This window comes from Nocardiopsis listeri NBRC 13360, from assembly GCF_001570765.1.
In the GTDB taxonomy this organism is placed as follows: Bacteria; Actinomycetota; Actinomycetes; order Streptosporangiales; family Streptosporangiaceae; genus Nocardiopsis; species Nocardiopsis listeri.
Genome location: NZ_BCSH01000036.1, coordinates 1 through 24,398 on the forward strand (window position 1 = coordinate 1; position 24,398 = coordinate 24,398).

A 24,398-nucleotide genomic window follows, 5' to 3' on the forward strand; every position below is an offset into this window, starting at 1 on the left:
GGGGGGCGGTTCTGGTGGAGGCCGGTGATCGAGTAGTCGGTATTCGCCTCTGCCCGCCCCGTGTAATCACTCTGCGTGGTCGTCAGGGGCATAGTGGGACCACGGGCTTCCCGCCTCGGCGGCCAGCGCGGTGATGTGTTCGGGGTGGTAGCTGAGCATCCGGGCGATGACCGGTGCCGGGGCTTGGAGCACGAGCTGGCGGATGGCCGCAGTGCGGCCGTGGAAAGTCGGGAGCCCGTTCTTGCGCATCCGGCCGGCGAGCGTGCTGGTGTCCATCGGCTGGCCAGCCCGGCGCCCGGGGAAGAGCCAGCGAGCCTCGGGGTTGGTCGCTGTGGTCAGGTTCGGTCGTCGGGTGGCGAAGACCCGAAGCAGCTCGGCGAACGGTTCGGGGACCGGGGTCGGCGGGTCACCGAACCGGATGCTGAGCCGCCCGTCCTCCTCGACCAGGTCGTCAAGAGTGAGCCGACAGATCCGGCTGAAGGGTTGGGCGAACAGCAGCGCCAGCACCACGACCACCCGGTCCAGCAGGTCCAGCTCCTCGTCCTCGACCGCCCGGCGCAGCAACATGATCCGCTTGTCGTGGCCGATGGGGGCCGGGTTCGCCGTGTTGCGGTGCGGGATGGCCAGCCGCGGCATCAGGTGTGAGGCCATGGCCCAGCGCAGGAACTTCTGGGCGGGGCGGCGGGCGAGGAACGCCTCGGCGTGCCAGGCGTCCAGGTCGGGCTGTGTGCAGGAGGGGAGGTTCGTGCCGCGATCGTCGATCCAGGTCAGGAACTCCTTGGCCTTGCGGAGCATGCGCCGGGCGCTACGATCCCGGCTGGCGCCCACTCCTGTCCGGTCAGCCGCTGCCCGAAGAGTGCGCAGGATGTCCCAGGAAGCGAAGCGCTCCAGCAGCTCCCGCTGGTCCTGGTCGTCGATGGCGGCGAGCCACTGCTCCAGCCAGAGCTCGAAGAAGACCAGGTGCCGGTCGCGGTGGGGCAGGACTCTGTAGTGCATGAGCAGGTCGCGCAGGTAGGCCACCGAGCGCGGCGGGGTGAGCCGGTTCAGCCCTTCGTGGGTGAGAGGGCTCTGGCCTCGGGCGAGCAGGCGAAGGAGCCGCTGGACGTGGTCCCTGCCTGTCCAGGTGAACAGGGTTCGGGGGCGTTCGGCCTGGCGCAGCCCGTCATAGAGGGGCACCAGCTCAGGCCGGATGCGGCCGGTGCCGTCGTTGAGGAGGTCGTCGAGCCGTTCGGTCAGCACGCAGCGCGAGCAGGTGCCCTTGCGCTGGATCCAGCCCTCCTGCCCGCACCGGGCGCAGATGTAGCAGCCCGGGATGCCCGCGCAGTCGGTGCAGAACCGCCCGCCGTCGTCGGCGATGCCCGGGACCATCCGTTCAGTTCCGCAGCCGGCGCAGGTGCCGTAGGTCTCCAGGGCCCAGGTCCGGCAGGTCACGCAGATCGGCCCCTCGGGCCAGGTCACGGGGCTCCAGCGCAGGACGCGCCCGCAGCGGGTGCAGGGCGGGAAGTCCGGTGCGGTCACGACTCGGGAAGGATGCGGGCGCGCTTGGGCCGGATGGGCGCCATCTCGGTCACGTTCGCGTTCGTCTCGCCGGTGGCGGCGCGCCGGGGTGCGGCGTTCTCGGCGCGGGTGGCGATCAGCTCGGCCGGGGTGCAGGTCAGAATGTCGCAGAGCGCGGCCAGGACTGGGAGGGAGAGGCGTTCAGGGGTCTGGGTGACCAGCCGCCAGACCTGAACCGAGGAGAGCTTGACGCCGCGTTCGTGTAGCAGGGGTTCGAGGTCGCTGGCGTTGAACAGGCCGTGGGCGGCCATGACCTCGCGCAGCCGCCACTGGTAGCTGACCTGGCGTTTCATCGGGCGTTCCCCTTCTTTCCGGTGCTGTTGAGGGCGGCGCGGGTGGTCTGGTCGAGGGCCTTGAGCAGGGTGCGGATCCGAAAGTCGGAGGAGACGCAGGTGTAGAGCGCGGTGGTGCTCGCGTGCTCGTGGCCGACCTGCTCTTGGACGAAGCGGGCGTCCCAGCCGTCCTCGATGAGGTGGGTGACGTAGGAGCGCCGGAAGGAGTGCAGGTCCAGCGCCGGGTCCAGGCCGATGGCGTCGCGGTAGGCGGCGAAGCGGGTGTTCATCTGGGTGAACCCGATCCGGGGCCCGCGTTCGGAGGGCCAGAGCGCGGGCGAGTGGGCGTGGGCGAAGGCCGGGCGGACCTCCTGGGTCCACTGCTGAAGGACGTCCACGATCCAGTCCATCCCGCCGGTCCCGTGGCGAGGGCCGACCGTCAAGACCCCGCGGCGTTTGGGCGGGGAGCCCTTCTTGGCCTTGCCGTGACGCACCTGGCAGACGCCGAAGTCGCCGAAGGCCGGGGCGTGGGGGTTGCGGGAGAAGTCGACCAGGTCGAGCATGCGGGTCTCGTTGCGGCGCAGGCCGAAGGCGTAGGCGGTCTTGAACAGGGTGGCGTCCCGGAAGGCAGGCAGCCACCCTTTGCGGCCGTGGCCGCGGATGCGGTCGACCTGGTCGTCGGCGTGGTCGAAGAACGCCACCAGCTCGGCGCGGGTGAAGGCGCGCTTGGCCGGGTCGGATTCGGCTTCTTGCAGGTGGACGGCGGTGTTCCACTCGTGGGCGATCTGGATCGGGTGGGTGCCGAACCTGCTCTCGCACTCGGTGGGCCAGCCGTAGGCGGGGTCGGTGAGGTAGGCGCAGAACGAGCGGACGGCCTCGGAGTAGCCGCGCAGGGTGGAGCGCTTCAGGTCGCGCAGGGCCCGCAGGTCGCCGAGCCATTCGTCGAGCATCTGGGCCGACCAGGTCCAGGGGAAGGTGTCGGCGTGGCGGGTGAACGCCTTCACCGCCTTCTGGCGGCCCTCGATGGTGGAGAAGGCGAGGTTGCGGGCGAGCTGCTGGTTGCGCCAGCCGTCCAGCATCGCCTCGAAGACCTGCTCCTCGGGGCGCAACAGGGACAGCCCGCCCACCAGGTGCAGGCCCGCGGCCCCCGGAGCGGGTGCGTCTCGACTCATCCGTTCTCACTCTCCGTCGCTTACATCAAACGAAGGAATCCTTCATCTGATGAAACGGTAGCGGGAAAGCCCTGGTGAGAAGGGGGTTTTCGAGAACTCCATGCGCGATAGGCTCACGATCCCCGACTGCGGTCGTCACGGGATCTCTTGCCTGGTGGGCCCTTCGATCGGGTGTGCTGACCAGTCGCAGACTTCATCAGATGCAATAGCGGCCGCTCACAAGATAAGCCGGAAAGCGGCAACGAGTTGGTCAGCGGGTAGGTAGAGGTCGGGGTCCGAGTAGGAACGGAACGGTGAGTCCCGCCAACTGTCACATCCGTTGACACCGACGGCTCAACATCTTCAAACGGGGCGGATCGGCCGGGGCAATGGGCTGGTCAGAGGGTAGGTAGAGGTCATGAGCAGGCACACCGAGATGGACAAGGACGCCGCCGCGCGCATCCAGTCCGCCGCGGCCAGGGAACCCGACAGTTTCTCGGCCCGCTCCGGGTTCGATGCCCGCGCCCGGTCGGCGGCCGACCGCCGCCAGGACGAGCAGGACCACGACGAAGACGAGGGCGCGCCCCCGGCGGGGCGCTGACCACGGGTTTTGCGTGCGCGCCGTGGGTGCAGTGCCTTCCGTGCCCGGGTACGTCCTGATCATGAGCGGGGACCGGACGCGGATGACGTTGGACCTGGACACCGCCCAGCGGGCGGTGCTGGCCCGGTGGGCCGCGCTCGTCGGGGTGCAGATCGGCCGTCCCCGTCTGAGTTCGGCCGAAGTGCTGCGGGCGGTCATCGACCTGTTGGATCCGCCGGGCGAGGACGCCTCGGAGCACGAACGGCTGCTGCACCAGGCGCTCACTCGCGCGGTCATCGAGCTCCTGGCCGCCAGCCGGGGGTGAGGGTGGCGGCGGAGTCGTCCTACCTTTCACGGTGGCCGGGTGCCGCCGGTCCTTCAACAAACCTTCGTTTTCTGAAGGTCCTGGCGGGCGGTGTGAATGTCCGTAGTCGCGTGCACGGGTGAGCTGGAGGTTCGCCGCTGAGTGCAGGGAAATGCGGGTTCCCCGGACATCCCGGACCCGCCTGCACTACGGTCGAATCGGCCGTAGTCGCGCGCACGGCGGAGGGCTTGGCGATGGCGGACGAACCGGTGACCGAACGCGGCGTCCTGACCGCTCCCGCCCAGGCGTGGGAGACCGCAGTGAGGCAGGCCGAGGTGATCGGCCCGCTCGCGGAGAAGGACACGGTGGGCCTGGCAGAGGCCGATGAGGCCGCGGCGACGCTGCGGATCTCCCGACGCCAGGTGTACGTGCTGCTCAGGCGGTGGCGCGCTGGCGAGAAAGTGGTATCGGATCTGTTGCCGGGCCGCTCCAGCGGCGGTCGTGGGGGCGGGCGGTTGCCGCAGGAGGTCGAGGCGATCGTTCAGGAGGTGCTGCGGGAGCGGTACCTGACGCGGCAGCGCCGCCCGGTCGTATCGATCTGCAAGGAGATCGCGCGCCGGTGCCGGTCCCGTGGTCTGCGGGTTCCCTCACGGGGTACGGTGCTGCGCCGGATCGCCCGGCTGGACCCGCTGACGGTCACCACCGCGCGGCAGGGAAGCGAGGCGGCCCGCCCGCTGCATTCGGCAGGCGGTGCCCCGCCCGTGGTCACTGGACTGTTGGAGCAGGTGCAGGTCGACCATACGCCGGTGGACGTGATCGTGGTCGACGAACAGCACCGGCTGCCGATCGGCCGACCGTACCTGACCGCGGCGATCGACGTGGCCAGCCGGTGCGTGGTGGGCCTGGTGGTGACCCTGGAAGCGCCATCGGCGACCTCGGTCGGGTTGTGCCTGGCGCACACGGCGACCGACAAGCGGCCCTGGCTGGAGCGGCTCGGGGTGGAGGCGCAGTGGCCGATGAGCGGCAAGCCGTGCGAGCTGTACGTGGACAACGCCGCGGAGTTCAAGAGCGAGGCCCTGCGCCGCGGCTGCGACCAGCACGGCATCAAGGTGGGCTACCGTCCGCCCGGCAGGCCGCACTTCGGCGGGATCGTCGAGCGGCTGATCGGCACGACGATGCAGATGGTGCACGAGCTGCCCGGCACCACCTTCTCCAGCACCGCCGAGCGCGGAGCCTATGACAGCGACGGCACGGCCGCACTGACGCTGGCGGAGCTGCAACGCTGGCTGGCGTTGGCGGTCGCCTCCTACCACGGCCAGGTGCACGAGACGCTGGGCCGCACCCCGGCCGGGGTCTGGGCGGACAAGGCCGCAGCGGCCCCGCCGGTGACGGTGACCAGCCAGACGGCGTTCCTGGTGGACTTCCTGCCGGTGATCCGCCGGGTCCTGTCGCGGTCGGGGTTCGTCATCGACCACGTGCAGTACTACAGCGACGCGTTGAAACCGTGGATCGCCCGCCGCGAGAGGCTGGGCCGGTTCGTCCTGCGCCGCGACCCGCGCGACATCAGCCGGATCTGGGCCCTGGCCCCCGACGGCTTCACCTACGTGGAGGTCGGCTACCGGACGCTGTCGCGGCCGCCGATCACCGCCTGGGAGCAGAAAGCCGCCATCGCGCGGCTGCGCGGCCTCGGGCGGGCCGAGGTGGATGAGAATGCGCTGTTCGCCATGGTGGAGCAGATGCGCGAGATCACCGATGCCGCGTCGGCCTCCACCCGCAAGGCCCGCCGCGATCGCCAACGCCGCACCGAGGTACCGTCCCGGCCGCAGCCGACGAATCCGGCGGTACCGCCCTCTGCCCCGGCCGACGAAGCCGCGGCCAGACCGTTCGAGGTGATCGAGCAGTGGTGAGCGCCGATGAGCCGGTGGACCTGTCGCACCTGCACCCGGCCGCCCAGCAGATCGCGCGGCTACCGGACGCCGAGAGGCTGCGGTACGTGCGCTCGGACCGGTGGATCGGCTATCCCCGCGCCGTCGCGGCGCTGGAGCGGCTGGAGACCCTGCTGGCTTGGCCGTCCAAGCAGCGGATGCCGAACCTGTTGCTGATCGGTCCGACCAACAACGGCAAGTCGATGATCGTGGAGAAGTTCCGCCGCTCCCACCCGCCGGTGTCCCACCCCGATCGAGAGGAGTTCCCGGTTCTGGTGGTGCAGATGCCCTCCGAGCCGTCGGTGGGCCGGTTCTATACGGCGCTGTTGGCCGCGCTCGGCGCGCCGCTGCGGGCACGCTACCGAGTGGCGGAGCTGGAACAGCTGGTGCTGCGGCTGCTGCGCTCGGCCGGGGTGCGGATGCTGGTCATCGACGAGCTGCACAACGTGCTCGGCGGCCGGGGCGATACCCGCCGGGAGTTCTTGAACCTGCTGCGGTACCTGGGCAACGAGCTGCGCATCCCGCTGGTCGGTGTCGGCACCCGGGATGCCTACCTGGCGATCCGCTCCGACGACCAGTTGGAGAACCGGTTCGCCCCGCTGACCCTGCCCCGGTGGGAGGCCGACGCCGACGCCCGCTCGTTGCTGGCCAGCTTCGCCGCATCGTTCCCGCTGCGCAGGCCCTCACCGATCGCGTCCGCCGAGATGGCCACCTACCTGCTCACCCGCAGCGAGGGCACGATCGGCGAGCTGACCCACCTGCTCACCGACGCAGCCGTGGCCGCGATCGAATCCGGAGAGGAGGCCATCAACCAGCGCACCCTGGGGCTGGCGCCGTACGCCGGGCCGAGCGAGCGGCGCCGACTGTTCGAGCGCGAGCTCACGTGAGCTCACCGCGGCGCTGGCCGCTGCACCCCCGGCCCGGCCCACTGGAGTCGTTGTCGTCCTGGCTGGAACGGCTCGCCGAGCTCTACGAGATGCCGGTGCGGGACCTGCTGACCCGAAACCTCGGCCTGGTCGACCTGCGGGTCCCCGACGACCTCGATTACGACCCGCCCCAGGCAATGCTCGCCGCGCTGGCCGAGCGCACCGGCGTGGATCTGGCCCGGCTGCAGGCGATGACGTGGGTCGGCTGGCAGCCGTGGCTCTTCGACATGCTTCCCGTACCGCTCCAGGCCGTCCAACCGGTGTTCGACACCTACGTCCGCGACAGCTCCGTGCTCCTGGCCCCCGGCGAGGCCGGCGTCAACAACGTCCTCCACCACGGGAAGCGCTGGGCAGGGCCGTGGTACCCATATCGGACGTTGCGCCGGACCTGCCCGCTGTGCGCTGTTGATTCCGAGTGTGGCCGCGCCCTGGTGTGGCGGCTGCCGTTGATGACCAGTTGTGTCGAGCACAGGTGCCGGCTGGAAGACGCCGGTGAGGTTGCCGTGTCGATCACCCTGGGACGCCCGGGGCCGGGGCCGGTACTTCCAGCGGCGCCGCTGTTCACCGTGGACGGCTACACCTACGAAGCGCTCACCACCGGCCGGGTCGCACTGCCGGGCCGCAGCGTGCACGCCGGGGTGTGGTTCCGGCTGCTGCGCGGCCTGCTGGACGAGGTCAGCCTCGCCTTGACCAGCCGCAGCGTCCACAGTCGGGCTGTGCTGGAGCGGATCTGGCAGGCGACCGGCCGTGAGGAGCGCGCCGGGCTGAAGGTCTGGCGGCCCTACGAGCACCTGAAACCGGAGATCCAGGAAGAGATGCTGCATGCCGCCGGCACCGCGTTGCACCTGGCCGCCGACGGGGCGATCACCGCCCGCGGCAGATTCGCCTCTGCCCTGCGGCCCCCGGCAGGGCGACACGTCTACGACGGCGATCGGCCCTCCCCGCACCGCACCGCCTGGCAGGAGGCCGTTACCGAGTTGGAAGCGGCACTCACCCTGGCGCGCACCGACCGTGACACAGCCCGGCAACTCTTGGCCCTGCTCACCCTCGGCTGTCGCACGCTGGACCGGTTCGAACAGGAGCGTGCCTACCTGTTCGGCGCCGGGGTCCCCGCCGAGTTCTTGCCCGGCGCCTGGGAACTCGGCCGCGAGGACCTGACATGAGAAGCGTTCCACATCCTTGGAAGTGGAACGGCTCGGGTGGCGCGAGGCCCGGCGGGCGCGTCCTGGGCAGATCACCCCGCCGATCGTTCCACAACTCGTTCCACAAGAAGTGTTCCAGAATCCCCGTACGGAACTGACTTGCGGTACGGTTCGGCTATGGGAACCGACGACCACCGCCCCGCCGCAGGGCTCGAACTCGGCTACGCGCGGGTCTCCACCACCAAGCAGCACCTGGAGCGCCAACTCGACGCCCTGGCCGAGGCCAGTATCCCCGTCGAGCGCATCTACGTGGACAAGAAGAGCGGGGCCACGGTCGACCGGCCCGGCCTGGCCGACCTGCTCGCCTACGCCCGCCCCGGGGACACCGTTGTCGTGCACACCCTGGACCGGCTGGGCCGCAACCTGCGCGAGGTCCTCAACCTCGTCCACGACCTGAGCGAGAAGCACATCGGGGTGCGCTCGCTGGCCGACCCGCTGCCGATCAACACCGCCGACGAGGGCATGGGCCGTATCGCCTTCCTGCTGCTGGCCCTGTTCGCCGAGATGGAGCGCACCTTCACCGCCGAACGGGCCGCCCACGCCCGCGCCGTCGCCGAAGCTGCAGGCCGCCGTATCGGCCGCCCCATCGCCCACCCTGCTGACAAGATCGAGTACGCGCGCCTGCTCAAACAGCAAGGCAGCAGTCTCGGCGAGATCGCCGCCAAGACCGGGATCCCCAAGACCTCCCTACACCGCTACCTCGCAGCGCCGAGCACCGGCGCAACGTTGAACCACACCCTTTGACGGCAAAAGCGCCACCGCCCCCGAAAGCCGACCGGACACAAGAGCCCGCACCCCAGAAATTACGGTTCCGAACCTCGACACCCCCCAACCTCACAATACCTGGACTAGGATTTCCTCATGTGGAGTCTTATTGAAGCCGCCGCGTGGATTGCTGGTATTATCGCCGTACTGGCTGGCATATTTTTTGGTGCACTGGCGGTCGATTGGGATGTGGAAGAAGCTGGGTGCGCCACCGGCGTAGGGCTAGTATTGATCATTCTGCTTCTTGGCGGATGGTCATTTTTCTTTGGCCTTCCAGGGGGCGGTGAGGATCCGCCCACTGACGAGGAAACGTCTATAGCGTCCACCGCACCACCCAGTACTCCCAGTGACTCGGCTCCTCCGGCAACGACGGACACCCCCCAGGCGCCGGCTGATCCCTACATCATCGCCGACCCGGCCAGCGGGCCTCCCGGGTCATCCTTCACTGTGACCGGCGAAGGATTCGAGCCCAACTCCCGCGTCAGGATCGCATGGGCTCACTGCGGTAGCGGCAACGCGCTACGGGATCTCGACACCGATGAATCTGGTGAATTCTCGGTTCAACTTGAAGTGCCGAGGGACCTCGCGCCTGGGACGTGGAGCATCAAAGCCTTTGACCCGGCGAGCAGTGGCGCCTGCTCGGGGAGACCAGATACGCCTTTCATTGTCGAATGAACAACTGAGCCGGACCTCACTCGTACACCATGGACACCTCCCTGGTGGGGCGGTCGTTGAGCACCGCGGAGCCGACTAATGGCTGTGTGCAGGAGACTTCGGACATCAGCGCAGACGACTTCAAAAACCGACAGGGGGTGAGGGTGGCGGCGGAGTCGTCCTACCTTTCACGGTGGCCGGGTGCCGCCGGTCCTTCAACAAACCTTCGTTTTCTGAAGGTCCTGGCGGGCGGGGCCTGGGCCCCGCCCGGAGCCTTCAAGAACCCCTTCAGAAACCTGTGGTGTTCAAGAACCCCCACCAGCCGTTTTCTGAAAGGATCGGGGACATGGACACGTTCCCGGACCCGCTCGCGGCCGAACCGGTCGTGCTCACCGAGATCCGCATCGGCTATGCCCGCATCTCCACCCGCGAGCAGAAGCTGGACCGCCAGATGGACGCGCTCACCGCGGCCGGATGCCGCCGCATCTTCGCCGACACCAAGTCCGGGCGCACCGACGAGCGCCCCGAGCTGAAGGCGTGCCACGCCTTCCTCAACCCCGGCGACACCCTGGTCGTGCCCTCCCTGGACCGCTACGGCCGTTCCCTCCAGGACCTGGTGACCATGGTCGCCGACCTGCGCACCCGCGAGATCGGGTTCACCTCCCTGCACGAGAAGCTCGACACCACCACCCCCGGCGGGCGCCTGGTCTTCCACGTCTTCGCCGCCTTGGCCGAGTTGATCCGAGAGCTCATCGTGGCCGGCACCCACGAAGGGCTGGCCGCCGCTCGGGCCCGCGGCCGTGTGGGCGGCCGCCCCAGCGTGGTCAACGCCGACCTGATCCGCGCCGCCCGCGACATGTTGCCCCACCCCGAGTACTCGGTGACCTCCATCGCCAAGCTGCTCGGGATCAGCCCGGGGACGCTGTACAACCACATCCCCGATCTGAAGGAACTGCGTGCCCAGCGCAGGCTGGGCACGGGCGGCAACTGAACCGGCAGTGCCCCAGCACTTCACTGCCCGGCCCTGGTCCCCGGTCGGGACGTTGTGGTGGGTGGTCTCGTGCTGTGGGCGCGCGACCACCCACCACTCTCACACCGTCGAAGACTGCGACTCGCGCACGGGCGAGGTCGCGGAGGAGACCACGCTCAGCCCGCGGGTGCGTCCGGCGCGGATGCCGTTGCCGATGACCACGACCTCGGCCACCTCGTGCACCAGCACGACCGCGGCCAGGCCCAGGACACCGAACAGCGCCAGCGGCATCAGGCCGACGATGATGGCCAGCGACAGGCCCACGCTCTGCCACATGATCGCCCGGGAACGGCGGGCGTGTGCCAGGACGCGGGGCAGGTGGCGCAGGTCCTCGCCCATCAGCGCGACGTCGGCGGTCTCGATGGCCACGTCGGTGCCCATCGCGCCCATCGCGACACCGAGGTCGGCGGTGGCCAGGGCGGGGGCGTCGTTGACGCCGTCGCCGACCATCGCCACCGGGCCGTGGCCGCGCAGCTCGCCGACGAGGCGGGACTTGTCCTCGGGGCGCAGGTCGGCGTGCACGTCGCCCGCTTCGATGCCCGCCTGGGCGGCCAGGGCGGCGGCGGTGGCCGGGTTGTCGCCGGTGAGCATCACCACCCGGTAGCCCGCAGCATGCAGGGAGGCGACGACCTCGCCGGCTTCGGGGCGCAGTTCGTCGCGGACCGCGATGGCGCCCAGCAGTACACCGTCGTCCTCGACCAGCACGGCGGTGGCTCCGGCGTGCTGCATCCGCGCCACGTCCTGGGCCAGCGGGCCGGGCTCGATCCAGCCCGGGCGACCCAACCGCACGCTGCGGCCTCCCAGGGTGCCGGTGAGGCCGGTGCCGGTGACCGCTTCCACTCCCTCGGCGCGCTCCGGGGCGGGGGCGGCGGCCAGGATCGCGGCCGCGAGCGGGTGTTCGCTGCGCTCCTCCAGCGCGGCGGCCACCGCGAGGACCTGCTCGGCGGTGCGGCCGGGGGCGGGCAGGGTCTCGATGACGGCGGGGCGGTTACGGGTCAGGGTGCCGGTCTTGTCCAGGGCCACGGTGCGGATCCGGCCCATGGCCTCCAGGGCTGCTCCGCCCTTGACCAGGGTGCCGTGCTTGGAGGCGGCGCCGATCGCGGCCACCACGGTGACGGGCACGGAGATGGCCAGCGCGCACGGGGAGGCGGCCACCAGCACGACCAGGGCGCGTTCGATCCACATCAGCGGGTCGCCCAGCAGCGACCCCAGGGCGGCGATGAGGGCGGCGGCGATCATCACCCCGGGCACCAGGGGTTTGGCGATCTTGTCGGCCAGGCGCTGTCCGGCGCCCTTGCGGGACTGCTCGGCCTCCACGATGGACACGATGCGGGCCAGGGAGTTGTCGGCCGCAGTGGAGGTGACGGTGACCTCCAGGGCTGCGGTGCCGTTGATGGACCCGGCGAACACCTCGCTGCCGGGGCCGGCCTCCACGGGCACCGACTCGCCGGTGATGGCGGAGGTGTCCAGGCTGGTGTGCCCTGAGGCGATACGGCCGTCGGTGGCCAGGCGCTCGCCGGGGCGCACCACCAGCGTGTCGCCCACGACCAGGTCGGCCGGGTCGATGTCCTGCTCGGCTCCATCGCGGAGCACTCGGGCCTGGTCGGGGACCAGGTCCAGCAGGGCGCGCAGGCCGCGCCGGGTGCGGGCCACGGAGTACTCCTCCAGGCCTTCGGCGATGGTGTAGAGCACCGCGAGCATCGCGGCCTCGCCCACCTCGCCCAGCAGCACCGCGCCGACGGCGGCGATGGTCATCAGCGTGCCCACGCCGATCTTGCCCTTGGCCAAGCGGCGCACGGTGGAGGGGACGAACGTCCATCCGGCGACGGCCAGGGCGGCGGCCTTGAGGACCAGGCCCACCAGTTCGGGGGCTCCCGCCCAGCCGGTGCCGTACCCGGCCAGCAGCAGCGCCGCGGCCAGGGCGGCGAAGCGGATCTCGCTCACCTGCCACAGCGTCTGGGGCTCGTGCTCTTCGGCTTCTTCTGCTGTGTGGGGCTCGTCCCCGCTGCATCCGCAGGCCTCACTCACCGCGCACCTCCATCGCCGTCGTGCTGTCGGTTCCGTAGTTGGGGCACAGTGCGACCGCGCTGCCGGTCGCGGCCAGCAGGACCTCGGCCGAGGCCAGCAGGTCCAGCAGTTCGGGGCGGGCCAGGGAGTAGAACACCTGGCGCCCCTCGGGGCGGCCGTCGACCAGGTGGCAGTCGCGCAGGCACGCCACGTGCTTGGAGACCGTGGACTGGGCCAGACCGAGCTGTTCCACCAGGTCGGCCACGCGTGCCTCGCCCTGGGCCAGTCGGCGCACGATGGCCAGGCGGGTGCCGTCGGAGAGGCTGTGGAAGAGGGCCTCGGCTGCGCCCACGCCCGCGGTTGTGGCTTGGCATCCATCCGTGCTATTCATCGTCATATGACGATCATATCCCATTTCGGCGATGATGGAAGGTGTGGGCATGGGCGTCGCCACCCGCACCTGAGCCCTGACCGCCCCACTTGAACGGAGACCCCCGTGGCACTGGCCGCACTCGCCCTCTACCTGCTCGGCCTGGCCCTGGCCTTCGGTGTGCGCACCCTGGCCGCATGGCGGCGCACCGGCGACACCGGGTTCCGCCGCCCGGACACCACCGCCTTCACCGCCCCCTGGTGGGGGAGCGTGCTCTTCGCCGGCGCACTCGCCTTGGGTCTGGCCGCGCCCGTGGCCGCCCTGTTCGACCCGGCCACGGCGCATCCGCCCCGGAGCATGGGTGTCACCGGGCTGGCCCTGATGTTGCTCGGCCTGGTCCTGGTGCTCGTCTCCCAGACCGCGATGGGCACCTCCTGGCGCATCGGCGTGGACGAAGAGGAGCGCACGGAGCTGGTCACCCGCGGGATCTTCGCGCTCGTGCGCAACCCGGTCTTCACCGGCATGGGGGTGCTGCTGGCCGGGCAGGCGCTCGTGGTTCCCTCGGCGATCTCCGTGGCGGCCCTGGCGGTCTTCGTCGCCGCCGTACAGGTACAGGTTCGCGCCATCGAGGAGCCCTACCTGGTGCGCACACACGGCGCCGCCTACCGTTCCTACACCACCCGGACCGGCCGCTTCGTGCCGCTCGTGGGCAGGCAGCGACCGAAGGACGTGTGAGGGCACCAGCGCCTCAGGCTGCCAGGTTCATGATGGTGAAGTCGATCTCGTCCAAGGCCGGATTGAACGCCTCCGGTTCGATCCCGAGCACGTCGGTGGCGTAGGCGCCGAACCGGGAGATGTGGGTGCGCAGGTACGGCGAGAGCGCCGCGAGCTCCTCGGCGGTGATCGTCCACCCTTCGGCGACCAGGCCGCGCACCACCTCGGCGATGTCCAGGGCGTTATGGAAGATGACCAGGTTGGCCAGCAGGGTGTTGAGCTTGATCAGCTTCTCCTGCTCGACGGGGTCGTTATCGGCCAGCACCCCGTTGTTGCCGAACCGCAGCCACGCCGAGAAGCCGTTGTAGGACTCGACCTTGTTCGTGGCCGCGGTGATCCGCGCCCGCAGCTGCGGATCCGACAGGAAGCGCAGCAGCGCCACCGTGCGCACCGACCGGCCGACCTCGCGGAACACCTTGTAGATGCGGTTCTTGCGCGAGTTGGAGCGCAGCCGGCGCATCAGCGTGGCCGAGGACAGCCGCCCCTGGCTGATGGAGATCGCCACCTGTATCAGGTCGCGCCAGTGCCGCTCGATCAGTCGCCAGTCGATGACGTTGCGGCCGCGCTCCCCGTAGAGCTCGTCCGTGCTGGGGTAGAGCACTTTGTCCGAGGCGCGGAAGAAGGTGAGGTCGGCGAAGTTGCGGATCCGGGGCATCAGGTCGAACCCGAACAACGTGGCGAGAGTGAACACCGGCGCCGACTGGCCTTGCGTGTCCGCATGGACGGTGGAGGGCTTGACGTCGGAGGTGTTCTCCAGCAGCCCCTCGATCAGGTGGACCGCCTCCCACACCCCGCACGGGATGAACCGCGAGAACAAGGCCACGTAGGTGTCGGAGACGTAGTGGTAGGCGATCCCGCCCACCCCGCCGTAGCGGATCGAGGTCTCCGCCAGGAGGTTGTCGATGTAGGTCTCCACCTGCGTGCCGTCCGCGGCCACGCTGGTGCCGTCGCCCCACGCCTTGACCACGTCCAGGTCGTTGAAGGCGTTGACCACGACCGCGATCGCGGCGTTGAGCTTGGTCAGGTCGATGTGGCGGTTGCGCACCATCGACAGCTCCCGGGCGGTGATCCCGGCGATGTGGCGGGCGGCCTCGGTGGGGCCGATGTTGATGCCGCCGGTGAACACCGCCAGCGAGTAGCGGCCCAGCACGTCCCGGATCTTGGGGTCCGACCCCGAAGCGGGGCCGAAGCAGTGGTGCCAGCCCAGCCAGTAGGCGGTGCGCGCCACGATCCCCAGCAGGGAGCGCTCTGGCATGCGCGCCTCGATCGCCTCGAACAGCTTCTCCGCGGCCTTCGGCGATCCGGGGCTGCGGCGCTTCTTCAGCCGGGGCACCCCGTCGTCGATGAACAGGTCGGCGTTGTCCTCATAACCCGACTCCAGCTCCATGGAGGCGTCCAGGTGCCGGTGCTTGAGGTGGGCGACGAACCCTTCGGCGGTCTCCGGCAGGCCGACCTCGGCGCAGAACGCGGCCAGGTGCTGCTCGCACTCTTCCCAGGTGAGCAGGTGCGCCGACCAGTCGGCGTACTCGTTGGAGCCGATGACGGCGATGTCGCCGGTGCGCAGCTCCTCGGCCAGGTAGCAGAACACCATCGCCTCGAAGTGGCGCTGCTCCACCATCCCCGGCCGGCGCCGATCGCACACCACGCGCCGCCAGTTGCCCGAGGCGAAGCCGATCCCCGACTCCGGATCCTCCTCCTCGACCGGGGGCGGCAGCGGGATGAAGTCGCGCCGCTTGCCCGCGTATTCCCGGGCGTGCTCCAACGCGGCCAGCACCGAGTCGTCCGAGGAGGTCGCCTTCAGTTCCAAGTGGCCCACCAGGTCGAACATCACCGCCCGGTCCTTCTTGAAGAACCGGTGCACCAGCACCTCGTAGTTGTCGCCGTGGAAGGCCGACACCTCCTCGATATCGGCCAACTGGGCGGCGAACCCGCCCGCCGCCTCCACGATCTGCGCGGCGCGCTGGGCCCGCTCGGTCTCCCCGCCGGCGTCCGGGCCATCGGGGTCCAGGTGCTCCAGCACGCCGCGGTAGGTGCCGATCAGCCGCTCGTTCACCACCCGCTGGCGTTCACGGATCTCCTCCAGTTCGGCCTTGGCCTTCTTGGTGTTGGCCGCCACCCGCTTGCACAGCATCTCGGCCAGGTCATCGCGCGAGCGCATCCTGGCGGTGTGCACCAGGCACGCCACCAACGCCAGCCGCTTGAAGGGGGCGTAGTCGCCCATCGCCGCCGCGTCCAGGGAGTCGGCCTCCCCGGCGAAGTCGGCGACCTTGGTCGGCGCGACCCCCTCCAGCCAGGTGTCGGTGTCACCGATCGCGTCCACCTCGGCCATGTAGGCGGCCTGGGCCTTGAACCGCGACCAGGACGCCCGCTGTGCGGGCTTCTTGAGCCGGTTGAACATCGAGAACGTGTCCTGTTCCGCCACGCTCAACAGCGCCTGGAGCCGGGCCTGGCCCTCCTCCCCGGCCCGTTCGCAGATCCCGGCGAAGATCTCAGAGTTGACCTCCGCGCGGATACGCGTGGCCATCTCGTCCAACGTGGTGAACCCCGGCAGCTCCAGCGACGCCTCCACCAGGCGGTCCAGCGCGACGTTGATCAGGTCGGAGGGGTGGTTCTTGACCCGGGCGGCCTCGCGAATCGCCTCGGCGGCGATCGTGCGCGCCCGCGGCGGATCGTTGGTCACGCCTTGGCGGGCGCGGATCTGCTTGCGGTGCCACCGGGTGGTGCGGCCCGCCCCGTGGTCGGGCTCGACATCAGGGCCCAGGTCCAGGCAGCGCCGCACGTGGTCGACCACCACGTCGGGGATCTCATGGGCCCGGGGGAAGCGCGCCATCTTCTGGTAGCACTTCAGCGCGAGCACGACCGCGAACAACGCCTCGGGGGTGCTGATGCGCTCGCGCGCCCATGAGATCTCATCGGCGTTGGGGGTGAAGGACACGTGCAGCATCCGCGCAGAGGTCAACCTCTTGAACTGCGGGTAGGCCGTGCGCTCGATCGAGGTCACCGGTAGTCCTCTTCCGGCCAGGGGGTCATCGAACGCCGCACACGGTATGACGGGAGATCGGAGCACGCCCGGTACTTCACCGAATCGCAACCGGGGCGAGCGCAGACCCTCACGTCTCAGCGGGGATCGAGGTCGCTGACCAGCCCATTGCCGCTTTCCGGCTTATCTTGTCCGCCCCCCTACAGCCACCTGATGACCCGACGCATCGAACGCGCCAAAGCACTCCTGCGCCGCGGTGACATGTCGGTCACCGACGTGTGCTTCGCCGTGGGCTGCACCTCCCTGGGTACCTTCAGCACCCGCTTCACCGAACTGGTCGGACTCAGCCCCAGCGCCTACCGCGCCCGGGACCACGAAAGCGGCGCGTCCATCCCCGCCTGCCTGGCCAAGACCGGCACACGACCGATCAGGAAAAGAGAAGCCCGAACCGACCCCGACACCTAGCATCGGTCCATGAACATCACACTCTCCACCTGCTTCATCGCCGTGGACGACCACGACAAGGCCCTGGCCTTCTACCGCGACGTCCTGGGCCTACAGGTACGCAACGACGTCTCCTTCGAAGGGATGCGCTGGGTCACGGTCGGCTCTCCCGACCAACCCGAGACCAGCATCGTGCTCGAGCCACCCCTGGCCGACCCGGGAGCCTGCGAGCAGGACCGACAAGCCATGGCCGAACTCCTGGCCAAAGGGCTACTGCGCGGGGTCATCTTCACCACCGACGACGTCGACGCCACCTTCGAACGCATCAGCTCCGCCGGCGGCGAGGTCCTGCAAGAGCCCATGGACCAGCCCTATGGGGTACGCGACTGTGCCTTCCGTGACCCGGCCGGCAACATGCTCCGCTTCGACCAGGCCGGGTAGCGGCGTCCCGGCCCCACCACCCCCGGACGCGGGGCGAAGACGCCGAACCCACACCGCGCATCAGAAGGTCGAGGCGGTGGACCCGGCATGGGTCCTCATCCGGTGGATGGTGGATCGTCCTTGAGCATCGCGGGTGGGCGCACGGGCCAGGCGGGCGCGTACTCCACCCCTTGTTCGGGTGGCAGTGGTCGGTCGGTGCGCGCGTCCACGCACACCGACCGCACCGGTTCGGCCCGTTCCAAGGGGTGGAATCGGCCGGCGTGCACCCACCAGCCGCACAGGTGTTTGCGGGCAACGAGTCGCCCGTCGGGCCGAACGTGTCCGGTGGCGGTGGTGAAGGTGCGCAGTAGTACTCCCACGCGTTCGTGACCGGACACCGCCCGTCGTAGTTCGGTGATCACGGTGGGGTCCTCGATCACCACGCGTGTGCTCAGGCGCCGCAGCACGGTGCTCACCCTGGGGCGGATTCTGAGGGTGAGCAGGTGCAGATCGCCGGGCGTGGGGACCAAAAGGGGAGCCAGGAAGGCCTGATGGTGGCACATAGGGGCAGTATGCGCCGCCGGGAGGCCTCCGATCGGGTTATCCACAGGCCTACTTTTCCCGACCCCGTACCGGTCCCGGCGAGGGGTTCGAGCGAGGTTCACCTCCCCCCTTTTTGAAACGTTGGGTTTGTAACGTTACTCAATAACGTTATGCACTCATGGCGACGAAACAGACCTCCGGAAAGCCTCGAATCCTGACCCCCGATAAGTCAATGTTCTAGGAAGTCAGGGCCTCAGGGGGTCTCAGAGCCCACCCGCCACCCCACAGGGGTCCGCCAACGTTATTCAGCGCAAGACTCAGAGCAGCGAAAACGCGATGGATACACCCACCGCTGTACCAACAGGGTTCGCTCCACCGACGAACATCAAGCCCACCCCCAGGTCCGGCCTTGGGAAGGCCGCGACGGCCCACAAGGCGGGGCCGCTCACCTCATGAGCATGGAAAAAGCCTCCATGGGAGCGCATGGAGGCACGAAGGCTCTCAGAGGGGACGGATCACTCGCACAACTCCGATGCGAGGCGACCGCCTGCCAGAATGCGTGTGTTCGTACGAGCACGTTGTGTGGGCGAGCAAATCCGCCGACCCGTGCGATCTGCGCCCCACTCCCGGCACAGAAGGAGACACAGTGCTCACCCCCGACCCGATCGATGATCGACTCGGCCCTTTGCGCAGCACCCACCCGGTCCAAGTCCACCGTTACCGGAACACCGGCGGCATCGCGCTCGCGATAGCACTCGGCGGTGCCATCCTGCTGAGCCTGATGCTCGCCCACCCCATCTTCATCTACGAAGACTATTTCGGTTTCGACTGGATCTTCGCCAGCGTACTCACCACCCTGATCCTCCCCCTGCCCATCGCCGTAGGGCAATTGACCAGGAAACTACAAAGCGGCAAGGAAGAGACCTTCCTGCTCTACGACCACGGACTCGCGCGCCACACACCCAAGGGCGCACAAAGCTGGACCTGGGAGGAGATCTGGCTCCTACGGGTCAACTCCACCAGCACCATGGACGAAGAACCACTCGCCATCTCCCAGCGCCTCAGCCGGCTCCTGGGCCAGGAATATCGTTGCCTGGTCCGGTTCACCGACGGAGCCAAGATCAGCATCGACGGCCACACCACCAATGGCCAAATGATCGTCCAGGCCCTGCTCACGTACCGGCCCGACGTGCTGGTCCGGTACCGCTCGGCAGCGTTTCGGCGGACCATGGTCGCGACCCTACCGATCTGCGGCCTGGTCCTCGCGTCCGGCATCGTGCGCAGCTACCTGTTCTTGAACAACACCGAAACCTCCACCGACTACCACCCCGCCCAAGAAAGATTCTTTCTGCTGGTGGCCACCGGCATGATCGGCTGTTTCCTCGGCATGATGCTCTGCTTCACCCAGACCGTGCTGATAGGGCGGACCCTGACCCGCGACCACGACCCGCACGAACAAGAGGACGACTCCAGGTTCTGGCGATACCGCAGCCCCCGCCCCTGAGCGCACCGGGCCCCGACCTCGGCACCGAACCCGAGGACCACAACCCCTCGGAGGATTGCATCCCAAGTGGCTTGAGACAGCACGGTGCGCGCCCCTGACAAATCTTCGCGCCTGGCACAGGCGGGCACAGCAAGGGGTGAGTCCTCAACCAGATACCGACGTTGTGGGACCGTACCCGTGTCAGACCCGTTCCAGGGGCACGTGCGCTCCCTCCGGTTCGCGCACCCCCACCGTCATCCCGGGCTCGACGACGCCCCCCTGCAGCACCACACCCATCACCCCGGCCCGAAGCACCAGCACACCCTGATCGTCCCGGTACACCATCTGTTTGAGCAGACCCGGCGAGAACCCGTTGATCTGCGCGCACGGATTGCGCAACCCGGTGATCTCCACCCGCGCCGTCCCGAACCCGAGCACGGTACCCCGGGACAGTCCCAGCAGGTCGAGCCCGCGAGTGGTGATGTTCTCGCCCATCTGCCCGGGCGCGACATAGAACCCGGCCAGGGCGACCTCCTCCAGGAGTTCGACGTGGATCAGGTGCACCTGGCGCAAGTTGGGGCGGGTGGGGTCGACCGCAACTCGTGATCGATGTTTGACGGTCCTGCCCAGGTGTGCGTCGCCCTGCACCCCCAACCCGGCCAGAAGACGGATTCGTGTCCGAACGGGTTTACCGAAGGTGTGCTCGGGGCTGCTACCGACCGACTCCACGACGGGGGCCATGGCCACACTCCTCTGGCATGTGTTCCAACGGGCCCCTCAGCCTAGACACCCCGCACCGACCGCTCATCACCCGCCCCAGCCCGATCCGGCCGGGTCGACTCACGGCACCCACCGAGGAACACGCCCGTTCCGCTCTGCTCTCCGGGGTACCTGTCAACGGGAACGAATATGGCGGTGGGCCGGAGCAACAGCGCCGACCCGGGCGCACTCGTCCTCCCCTTCCGGCTTACTCGATTCGACATCTTCAAGACCACCGAAGGCCCCCACACTCGACTATGTCAGCGGACGAGACCATGCCACTTCGCGGTCCAACTGTCCTGTTTCCTTGAACAACCGAACCTGACAGGTCTCACCCAAGACGTTCGCGAGCTCGTACCTGTCCGCCGGTACGCAACCCAAGCCCCGCCAGAACGGTCCAGAGCGACGACTGAAGAGCCACGCCGTGCACGCGCCCTCCTCCGCGGCCCGCTCGAACGCGAACCGGGCGAGATCGCCTCCCCTGCCCGCCGAGCGCAGTGAGGGATCGACCGCCACACTCCTGATGAGCGCGTGCTCACGATCGGCACTGATCTCATAGCCGGTGCTCGCGACGACCTCCCCCTCATCACCACGCTCGACCCAAAGGCGCACGGTCGGTGCATCCAAACCGCTCAGGGTCAGATCGACGACCTTCAGGAAATCGGCCAACGCCCGGGCATCACTCGGGCCCACCCTGCTCAGGGCGACACTCCTACTCACAGGCCGAGTAAACCACCCCACCCCCGACCCCCGACGCAGCAGGGCCCTGGCCGAATCCCACGGCCGCCCCTCTTCTCCCCGAGGCCTTGCATCTCAAGTGGCTTGAGAGAGCACAGTTACCCCATGAACGACCAACAGCCCTACCCCATCGGAGACGCCGCCCGCCGCAGCGGCCTGAGCGTCAGCGCCGTGCGCTTCTACGCCGACGCCGGAATCGTCGAGCCCGCATACCTGTCGCAGGCCGGGCACCGCCTGTACGACGTCGACACCATCGCCCGCCTGGAACTGGTGCGCACCCTGCGCGAGTTGGACACCGACCTGAACGAGATCCGCCGTCTGCTCGAAGGCGGCACGACCCTGCACGAGCTGCTCACCACCCACCTGGCCATCGTCGAGCGCCAAGAACGCACCCTACGAGCCAGGAGGGCGGTGCTGCGGACCCTCATCAAGCAGGGAGCCACGACCGCGCAGGCCGACCTGATGCACAAACTCGTCTCGATGAGCGACGAGGAACGCGAGCAGGTCATCGACGACTTCTGGAACGACATCGGCGAGGGCCTCGACGTCCCCGATGGTTTCCTCGACCGTCTGCGCACGATGCGGCCGGTCCTGCCCGCCGACCCCACGGCCGCTCAGCTCCAGGCATGGATCGAACTGGCCGACCTGGTTCGGGACCCGGCCTTTCGCGACGAGGTCCGCACCTACCTGCACCAGACCTACTCCACGGACGTGGGCCGGGACATCGCGAGCCCATCCTTCCAGGACTTCATGTACGAGAGCGGGGTCGGGCTCTTCGAGGAGGTCCTGGCCGCACACCGCGCCGGTGAGTCTCCCCGCTCCCCCTGGGCACAAAAGACCATCACCCGCTTCATGGAGGCGGCCGCCGGGGTGTCCAACACCCCCCTGACCCATCACATCCGTAACCGTCTGGCCGACGCCTACCGGCAGATCCCCGATATCAAGCTCCAGGTCGCCGAGGAGGACGCCGCCTCCGAAGGTCCCGTCTATGACACGACCCACGGCAGATACCTGTCCCTGGTGGCCGCGGTCAACGGGACCGCACCCGAGGTGGACACAACGCCCTACGACTGGATCGCCGAGGCCATGCGCGCCCCGACCGACCACACCTGAGGGACCCGCCCACGCGCCCGATGCGCTCCCGGTGACGCGCCGGCAGCGGGGCATCGGCCGCCCGGCCTGCCGGCGGCGAACACGCTCACGCGTGCGGTGGGCCGGGGTTCGGGCTGATCCCCTCCACCACGATCTCGAACAGTCACCGGGCCCGCTCACCCGGGTCGGAATGGCCCTCCGTGGCCAGGGGGACACCCACGGCCAGCGCGACCAGGTCGTGGACGGTGACGGTCGCCCTCACCTGACCGCTTCGGACGGCACGGTCGAGCAAAGGTCCGCCAGCCTCTTCCAGCGCGGCCGAACAGCTGTTCTCGTGCACCGAGCGCGAGGCGGCACCGTCGTAGACCAGCACCGCCGCCAACCCGCACGCCCCCACTACGCCACGGACCTGGGGAGCCCCCTCACCTCCTTCGCCACCTGGACACGACAGAACCTGCCCACCTAGAACCGAAAAGCGAACGGGTTGCGACTCAAGTGGCTTCAACCGCCACAGGGGCCCATGAACGACGACCGACTCCACCCCATCGCAGACGCCGCCCACGGCTGCGGCCTCAGCGTCAGCGCCGTGCGCTTCTACTCCAACGAAGGACTCATTTCACCCGCCGGCCACAACAGCGCAGGCCATCGCCTGTACACCATCGACGCCATCGCCCGAGCCGACCTGATGCACAAGCTCGCCTCCCCTCTCCAAGCAGATCCTGGACCGCCCCTGTCGAGTGGTGTAGGCATCCGCGACCTTGCCCAGCACCCGCACGGTCGGCTGCGCCGACGACCCGAACCCGGTTTCCAGATCGTGGTGGACGGCCCCTTTGCAGGGTGTACTTGTCGCGAACTCCGGTGGCTTGAGCGATGCGGCAGGCGCGGTCGGCGGCATCATTACAGGCGTGCAGGATCGCTTGGAGAGCCTTTGCCTGTTCCGGCGAAGGCAACAACTTGACCCTCACCATCAACCTCATGGTCTAATACGCTCCTCACACCCGACCCGGGCATGGGGCCGAATCAGAGGACCCCTCCGCCTTTTTCCGGTCTTCGATGGTCGGGAAGGGTGGGCGGGGATGTTTCCTCCCGACTTTGAAGGGACCGGGCTTGCCCACCCAAAACGCGGTGAACGACTACGACGACTTCGCCCACGCCTACTCCATCGACAACGAGAACAACCTCACCAACGGCCACTACGAACGCCCGGCCATGATCGACCTCGCAGGAAACGTGCGGGGCAAACACATCCTGGACGCCGGCTGCGGATCCGGGCCCCTGTCCGCGGCCCTACGCGACCAAGGCGCCACCGTGGCCGGCTTCGACGCCAGCACCAAGATGATCGAACTGGCCCGCCAACGCCTGGGGCCGGGCACCGAACTGCACGTGGCCGACCTGGGCGGCCCTCTCCCCTTCGACGCCGGCGCCTTCGACGACGTGGTCTGCTCCCTGGTCCTGCACTACCTCCAGGACTGGAGCGGTGCCCTGACCGAACTCCACCGCATGCTCAGGCCGGGCGGGCGTCTCATCGCCTCGGTCAACCACCCCATCATCCACAAGATGATCGACCCCGAGGCCGACTACTTCGCCACCGCCCAGTGGTCGCAAACCCACACCTTCGACGGACGGCCCACCACCCTCACCTACTGGCACCGGCCCCTGCACGCGATGACCGACGCCTTCACCCAGGCCGGTTTTCGCATCACCCGCATCAGCGAACCGCCCTTCTCCCCCCACACCCCCGCAGAACTCATCCCCGCTCAGTTGCAGGGACGCACCTCCTTCCTGAGCTTCCTGTTCTTCGTCCTGCACAAGGACTGACCCCGCTCCGGACCGCACCTGCGGATCGGCCCCGCCCTCGCCGGAAAATCCATGGCGATCCCACCGCCCACCCGACATGCTCATCCCATGCGGATCACAGAAGCCACCGACGCGGACTGGCCGGCCATCTGGGCCTTCTTCCAACCCATCACCGCCGCGGGTGAGACCTTCACCTACCCCACCGACATGGACCAGGGCCAGGCCCGCCAGGGGTGGTTGTTGCCCGAACCCGACCACACGGTGGTCGCTCTGGACGAACACGGCACGGTCCTGGGTACCGCGAAGATGAACCGCAACCACATGGGCAACGCCGACCACATCGCCAGTGCCAGCTACATGGTCGACCCCGCCCACCGTGGCCGCGGTGTGGGCCGTGCTCTGTGCGAGTACACCCTGGATTGGGCACACCGAAGCGGTTGCACCGCGATGCAGTTCAACGCGGTGGTGGCGACCAACACCCGTGCGGTCGGGCTGTACGAGTCACTGGGCTTCGCTGTGGTGGGCACCTTGGAGCGAGGGTTTCGCCACCCGACCCAAGGCCACGTGGGATTGCACATCATGTACCGCGCCCTGGATCATGCCCCCGCCCGAGCACGCCGATGAG

Annotated in this window: 25 protein-coding genes and 1 pseudogene; 16 read left to right on the forward strand and 10 right to left on the reverse strand. The window is 68.8% G+C overall.

Going from position 1 to position 24,398, the window contains the following annotated elements; translation table 11 throughout:
- Positions 1–66: 66 nt before the first annotated feature.
- From NLI01S_RS11905 to NLI01S_RS11915, 3 genes are read right to left on the reverse strand one after another with little or no spacing between them, the layout of a single operon-like run.
- Positions 67–1,518, reverse strand: coding sequence for a site-specific integrase (locus NLI01S_RS11905; protein ID WP_223809207.1), 1,452 nt, complete (start codon positions 1,516–1,518; stop codon positions 67–69).
- Positions 1,515–1,850: a helix-turn-helix domain-containing protein gene (locus NLI01S_RS11910; RefSeq protein WP_067603678.1), complete on the reverse strand. Its 336-nt coding sequence runs from the start codon at positions 1,848–1,850 to the stop codon at positions 1,515–1,517. The genes NLI01S_RS11905 and NLI01S_RS11910 overlap by 4 nt, the downstream gene beginning before the upstream one ends.
- Complete coding sequence (locus tag NLI01S_RS11915; protein ID WP_067603681.1) at positions 1,847–3,001, reverse strand: tyrosine-type recombinase/integrase; 1,155 nt, start codon at positions 2,999–3,001, stop codon at positions 1,847–1,849. Before NLI01S_RS11915 ends, NLI01S_RS11910 begins: the two co-directional genes overlap by 4 nt.
- A 397-nt stretch (positions 3,002–3,398) precedes the next feature.
- Between NLI01S_RS11915 and NLI01S_RS11920 the strand changes: the two genes are divergently transcribed.
- The 8 genes from NLI01S_RS11920 (at position 3,399) to NLI01S_RS11950 (ending at position 10,327) form a co-directional block, all read left to right on the forward strand.
- Positions 3,399–3,581, forward strand: coding sequence for a hypothetical protein (locus tag NLI01S_RS11920; RefSeq protein WP_067603683.1), 183 nt, complete (start codon positions 3,399–3,401; stop codon positions 3,579–3,581).
- Between the two features lie 40 nt (positions 3,582–3,621).
- A complete protein-coding gene (locus NLI01S_RS11925) occupies positions 3,622–3,885 on the forward strand; it encodes a hypothetical protein (protein WP_157091013.1) in 264 nt (87 codons plus the stop codon).
- 233 nt (positions 3,886–4,118) lie between these two features.
- Entirely contained in the window at positions 4,119–5,771 is a 1,653-nt protein-coding gene (locus NLI01S_RS11930) for a Mu transposase C-terminal domain-containing protein (protein ID WP_067603687.1), read from the forward strand.
- A complete protein-coding gene (locus tag NLI01S_RS11935) occupies positions 5,768–6,676 on the forward strand; it encodes a TniB family NTP-binding protein (protein WP_067603832.1) in 909 nt (302 codons plus the stop codon). The genes NLI01S_RS11930 and NLI01S_RS11935 overlap by 4 nt, the downstream gene beginning before the upstream one ends.
- The gene (locus NLI01S_RS11940) at positions 6,673–7,878 is read left to right on the forward strand and encodes a TniQ family protein (protein WP_067603689.1); all 1,206 of its coding nucleotides are present in this window, start codon (positions 6,673–6,675) and stop codon (positions 7,876–7,878) included. The genes NLI01S_RS11935 and NLI01S_RS11940 overlap by 4 nt, the downstream gene beginning before the upstream one ends.
- A 156-nt stretch (positions 7,879–8,034) precedes the next feature.
- Positions 8,035–8,661, forward strand: a complete 627-nt coding sequence (locus NLI01S_RS11945) for a recombinase family protein (protein WP_067603691.1) — start codon at positions 8,035–8,037, stop codon at positions 8,659–8,661.
- Between the two features lie 117 nt (positions 8,662–8,778).
- Positions 8,779–9,357, forward strand: a complete 579-nt coding sequence (locus NLI01S_RS25700) for a hypothetical protein (RefSeq protein WP_157091016.1) — start codon at positions 8,779–8,781, stop codon at positions 9,355–9,357.
- 325 nt (positions 9,358–9,682) lie between these two features.
- A complete protein-coding gene (locus tag NLI01S_RS11950; protein ID WP_067603693.1) occupies positions 9,683–10,327 on the forward strand; it encodes a recombinase family protein in 645 nt (214 codons plus the stop codon).
- A 99-nt stretch (positions 10,328–10,426) separates the two neighbouring features.
- On the opposite strand, the gene NLI01S_RS11955 is transcribed toward NLI01S_RS11950, so the two are convergent.
- Entirely contained in the window at positions 10,427–12,394 is a 1,968-nt protein-coding gene (locus tag NLI01S_RS11955) for a heavy metal translocating P-type ATPase (RefSeq protein ID WP_067603695.1), read from the reverse strand.
- Entirely contained in the window at positions 12,387–12,770 is a 384-nt protein-coding gene (locus tag NLI01S_RS11960; protein ID WP_067603697.1) for an ArsR/SmtB family transcription factor, read from the reverse strand. The genes NLI01S_RS11955 and NLI01S_RS11960 overlap by 8 nt, the downstream gene beginning before the upstream one ends.
- A gap of 99 nt (positions 12,771–12,869) precedes the next feature.
- Here NLI01S_RS11960 and NLI01S_RS11965 point away from each other — a divergent pair, with 99 nt between their 5' ends.
- Positions 12,870–13,478 (forward strand): methyltransferase family protein, encoded by a 609-nt coding sequence (locus NLI01S_RS11965; protein WP_067603699.1) that lies wholly within the window; start codon positions 12,870–12,872, stop codon positions 13,476–13,478.
- A gap of 13 nt (positions 13,479–13,491) precedes the next feature.
- Here NLI01S_RS11965 and NLI01S_RS11970 read toward each other — a convergent pair whose 3' ends face one another.
- Positions 13,492–16,518 (reverse strand): Tn3 family transposase, encoded by a 3,027-nt coding sequence (locus NLI01S_RS11970; protein WP_067603701.1) that lies wholly within the window; start codon positions 16,516–16,518, stop codon positions 13,492–13,494.
- Between the two features lie 177 nt (positions 16,519–16,695).
- On the opposite strand from NLI01S_RS11970, the pseudogene NLI01S_RS26350 reads away from it, so the two are divergent.
- A pseudogene (locus tag NLI01S_RS26350) lies at positions 16,696–16,962 on the forward strand (helix-turn-helix transcriptional regulator); the annotation flags it as partial.
- 9 nt (positions 16,963–16,971) lie between these two features.
- Entirely contained in the window at positions 16,972–17,382 is a 411-nt protein-coding gene (locus NLI01S_RS11980) for a VOC family protein (RefSeq protein ID WP_067603702.1), read from the forward strand.
- Positions 17,383–17,477: 95 nt separating this feature from the next.
- Here the strand turns inward: NLI01S_RS11980 and NLI01S_RS11985 are convergent, their stop codons facing one another.
- Positions 17,478–17,924 carry a hypothetical protein gene (locus NLI01S_RS11985; RefSeq protein WP_067603704.1) on the reverse strand — a complete coding sequence of 149 codons (447 nt, stop codon included), beginning with the start codon at positions 17,922–17,924 and terminating at the stop codon, positions 17,478–17,480.
- A 626-nt stretch (positions 17,925–18,550) separates the two neighbouring features.
- On the opposite strand from NLI01S_RS11985, the gene NLI01S_RS11990 reads away from it, so the two are divergent.
- A complete protein-coding gene (locus tag NLI01S_RS11990; protein WP_067603706.1) occupies positions 18,551–19,408 on the forward strand; it encodes a hypothetical protein in 858 nt (285 codons plus the stop codon).
- A 180-nt stretch (positions 19,409–19,588) separates the two neighbouring features.
- Here the strand turns inward: NLI01S_RS11990 and NLI01S_RS11995 are convergent, their stop codons facing one another.
- Together NLI01S_RS11995 and NLI01S_RS12000 are read right to left on the reverse strand one after the other, a co-directional pair.
- A complete protein-coding gene (locus NLI01S_RS11995; RefSeq protein ID WP_067603708.1) occupies positions 19,589–20,128 on the reverse strand; it encodes an MOSC domain-containing protein in 540 nt (179 codons plus the stop codon).
- Positions 20,129–20,401: 273 nt separating this feature from the next.
- Entirely contained in the window at positions 20,402–20,815 is a 414-nt protein-coding gene (locus NLI01S_RS12000) for a GNAT family N-acetyltransferase (protein ID WP_223809208.1), read from the reverse strand.
- A gap of 174 nt (positions 20,816–20,989) precedes the next feature.
- Here NLI01S_RS12000 and NLI01S_RS12005 point away from each other — a divergent pair, with 174 nt between their 5' ends.
- On the forward strand, positions 20,990–21,997 hold the full coding sequence (locus NLI01S_RS12005) for a helix-turn-helix domain-containing protein (protein ID WP_067603712.1): 1,008 nt from the start codon (positions 20,990–20,992) through the stop codon (positions 21,995–21,997).
- A 142-nt stretch (positions 21,998–22,139) separates the two neighbouring features.
- On the opposite strand, the gene NLI01S_RS12010 is transcribed toward NLI01S_RS12005, so the two are convergent.
- Positions 22,140–22,358, reverse strand: a complete 219-nt coding sequence (locus NLI01S_RS12010) for an SbtR family transcriptional regulator (protein WP_157091017.1) — start codon at positions 22,356–22,358, stop codon at positions 22,140–22,142.
- A gap of 138 nt (positions 22,359–22,496) precedes the next feature.
- Between NLI01S_RS12010 and NLI01S_RS26355 the strand changes: the two genes are divergently transcribed.
- The 3 genes from NLI01S_RS26355 to NLI01S_RS12020 all read left to right on the forward strand — a co-directional run bounded on the left by NLI01S_RS26355 (position 22,497) and on the right by NLI01S_RS12020 (position 24,397).
- Complete coding sequence (locus tag NLI01S_RS26355; RefSeq protein WP_084392518.1) at positions 22,497–22,934, forward strand: helix-turn-helix domain-containing protein; 438 nt, start codon at positions 22,497–22,499, stop codon at positions 22,932–22,934.
- A 149-nt stretch (positions 22,935–23,083) separates the two neighbouring features.
- Complete coding sequence (locus tag NLI01S_RS12015) at positions 23,084–23,794, forward strand: class I SAM-dependent methyltransferase (RefSeq protein WP_223809209.1); 711 nt, start codon at positions 23,084–23,086, stop codon at positions 23,792–23,794.
- An 87-nt stretch (positions 23,795–23,881) separates the two neighbouring features.
- Positions 23,882–24,397, forward strand: coding sequence for a GNAT family N-acetyltransferase (locus tag NLI01S_RS12020; protein WP_067603718.1), 516 nt, complete (start codon positions 23,882–23,884; stop codon positions 24,395–24,397).
- Position 24,398 lies beyond the last annotated feature (1 nt).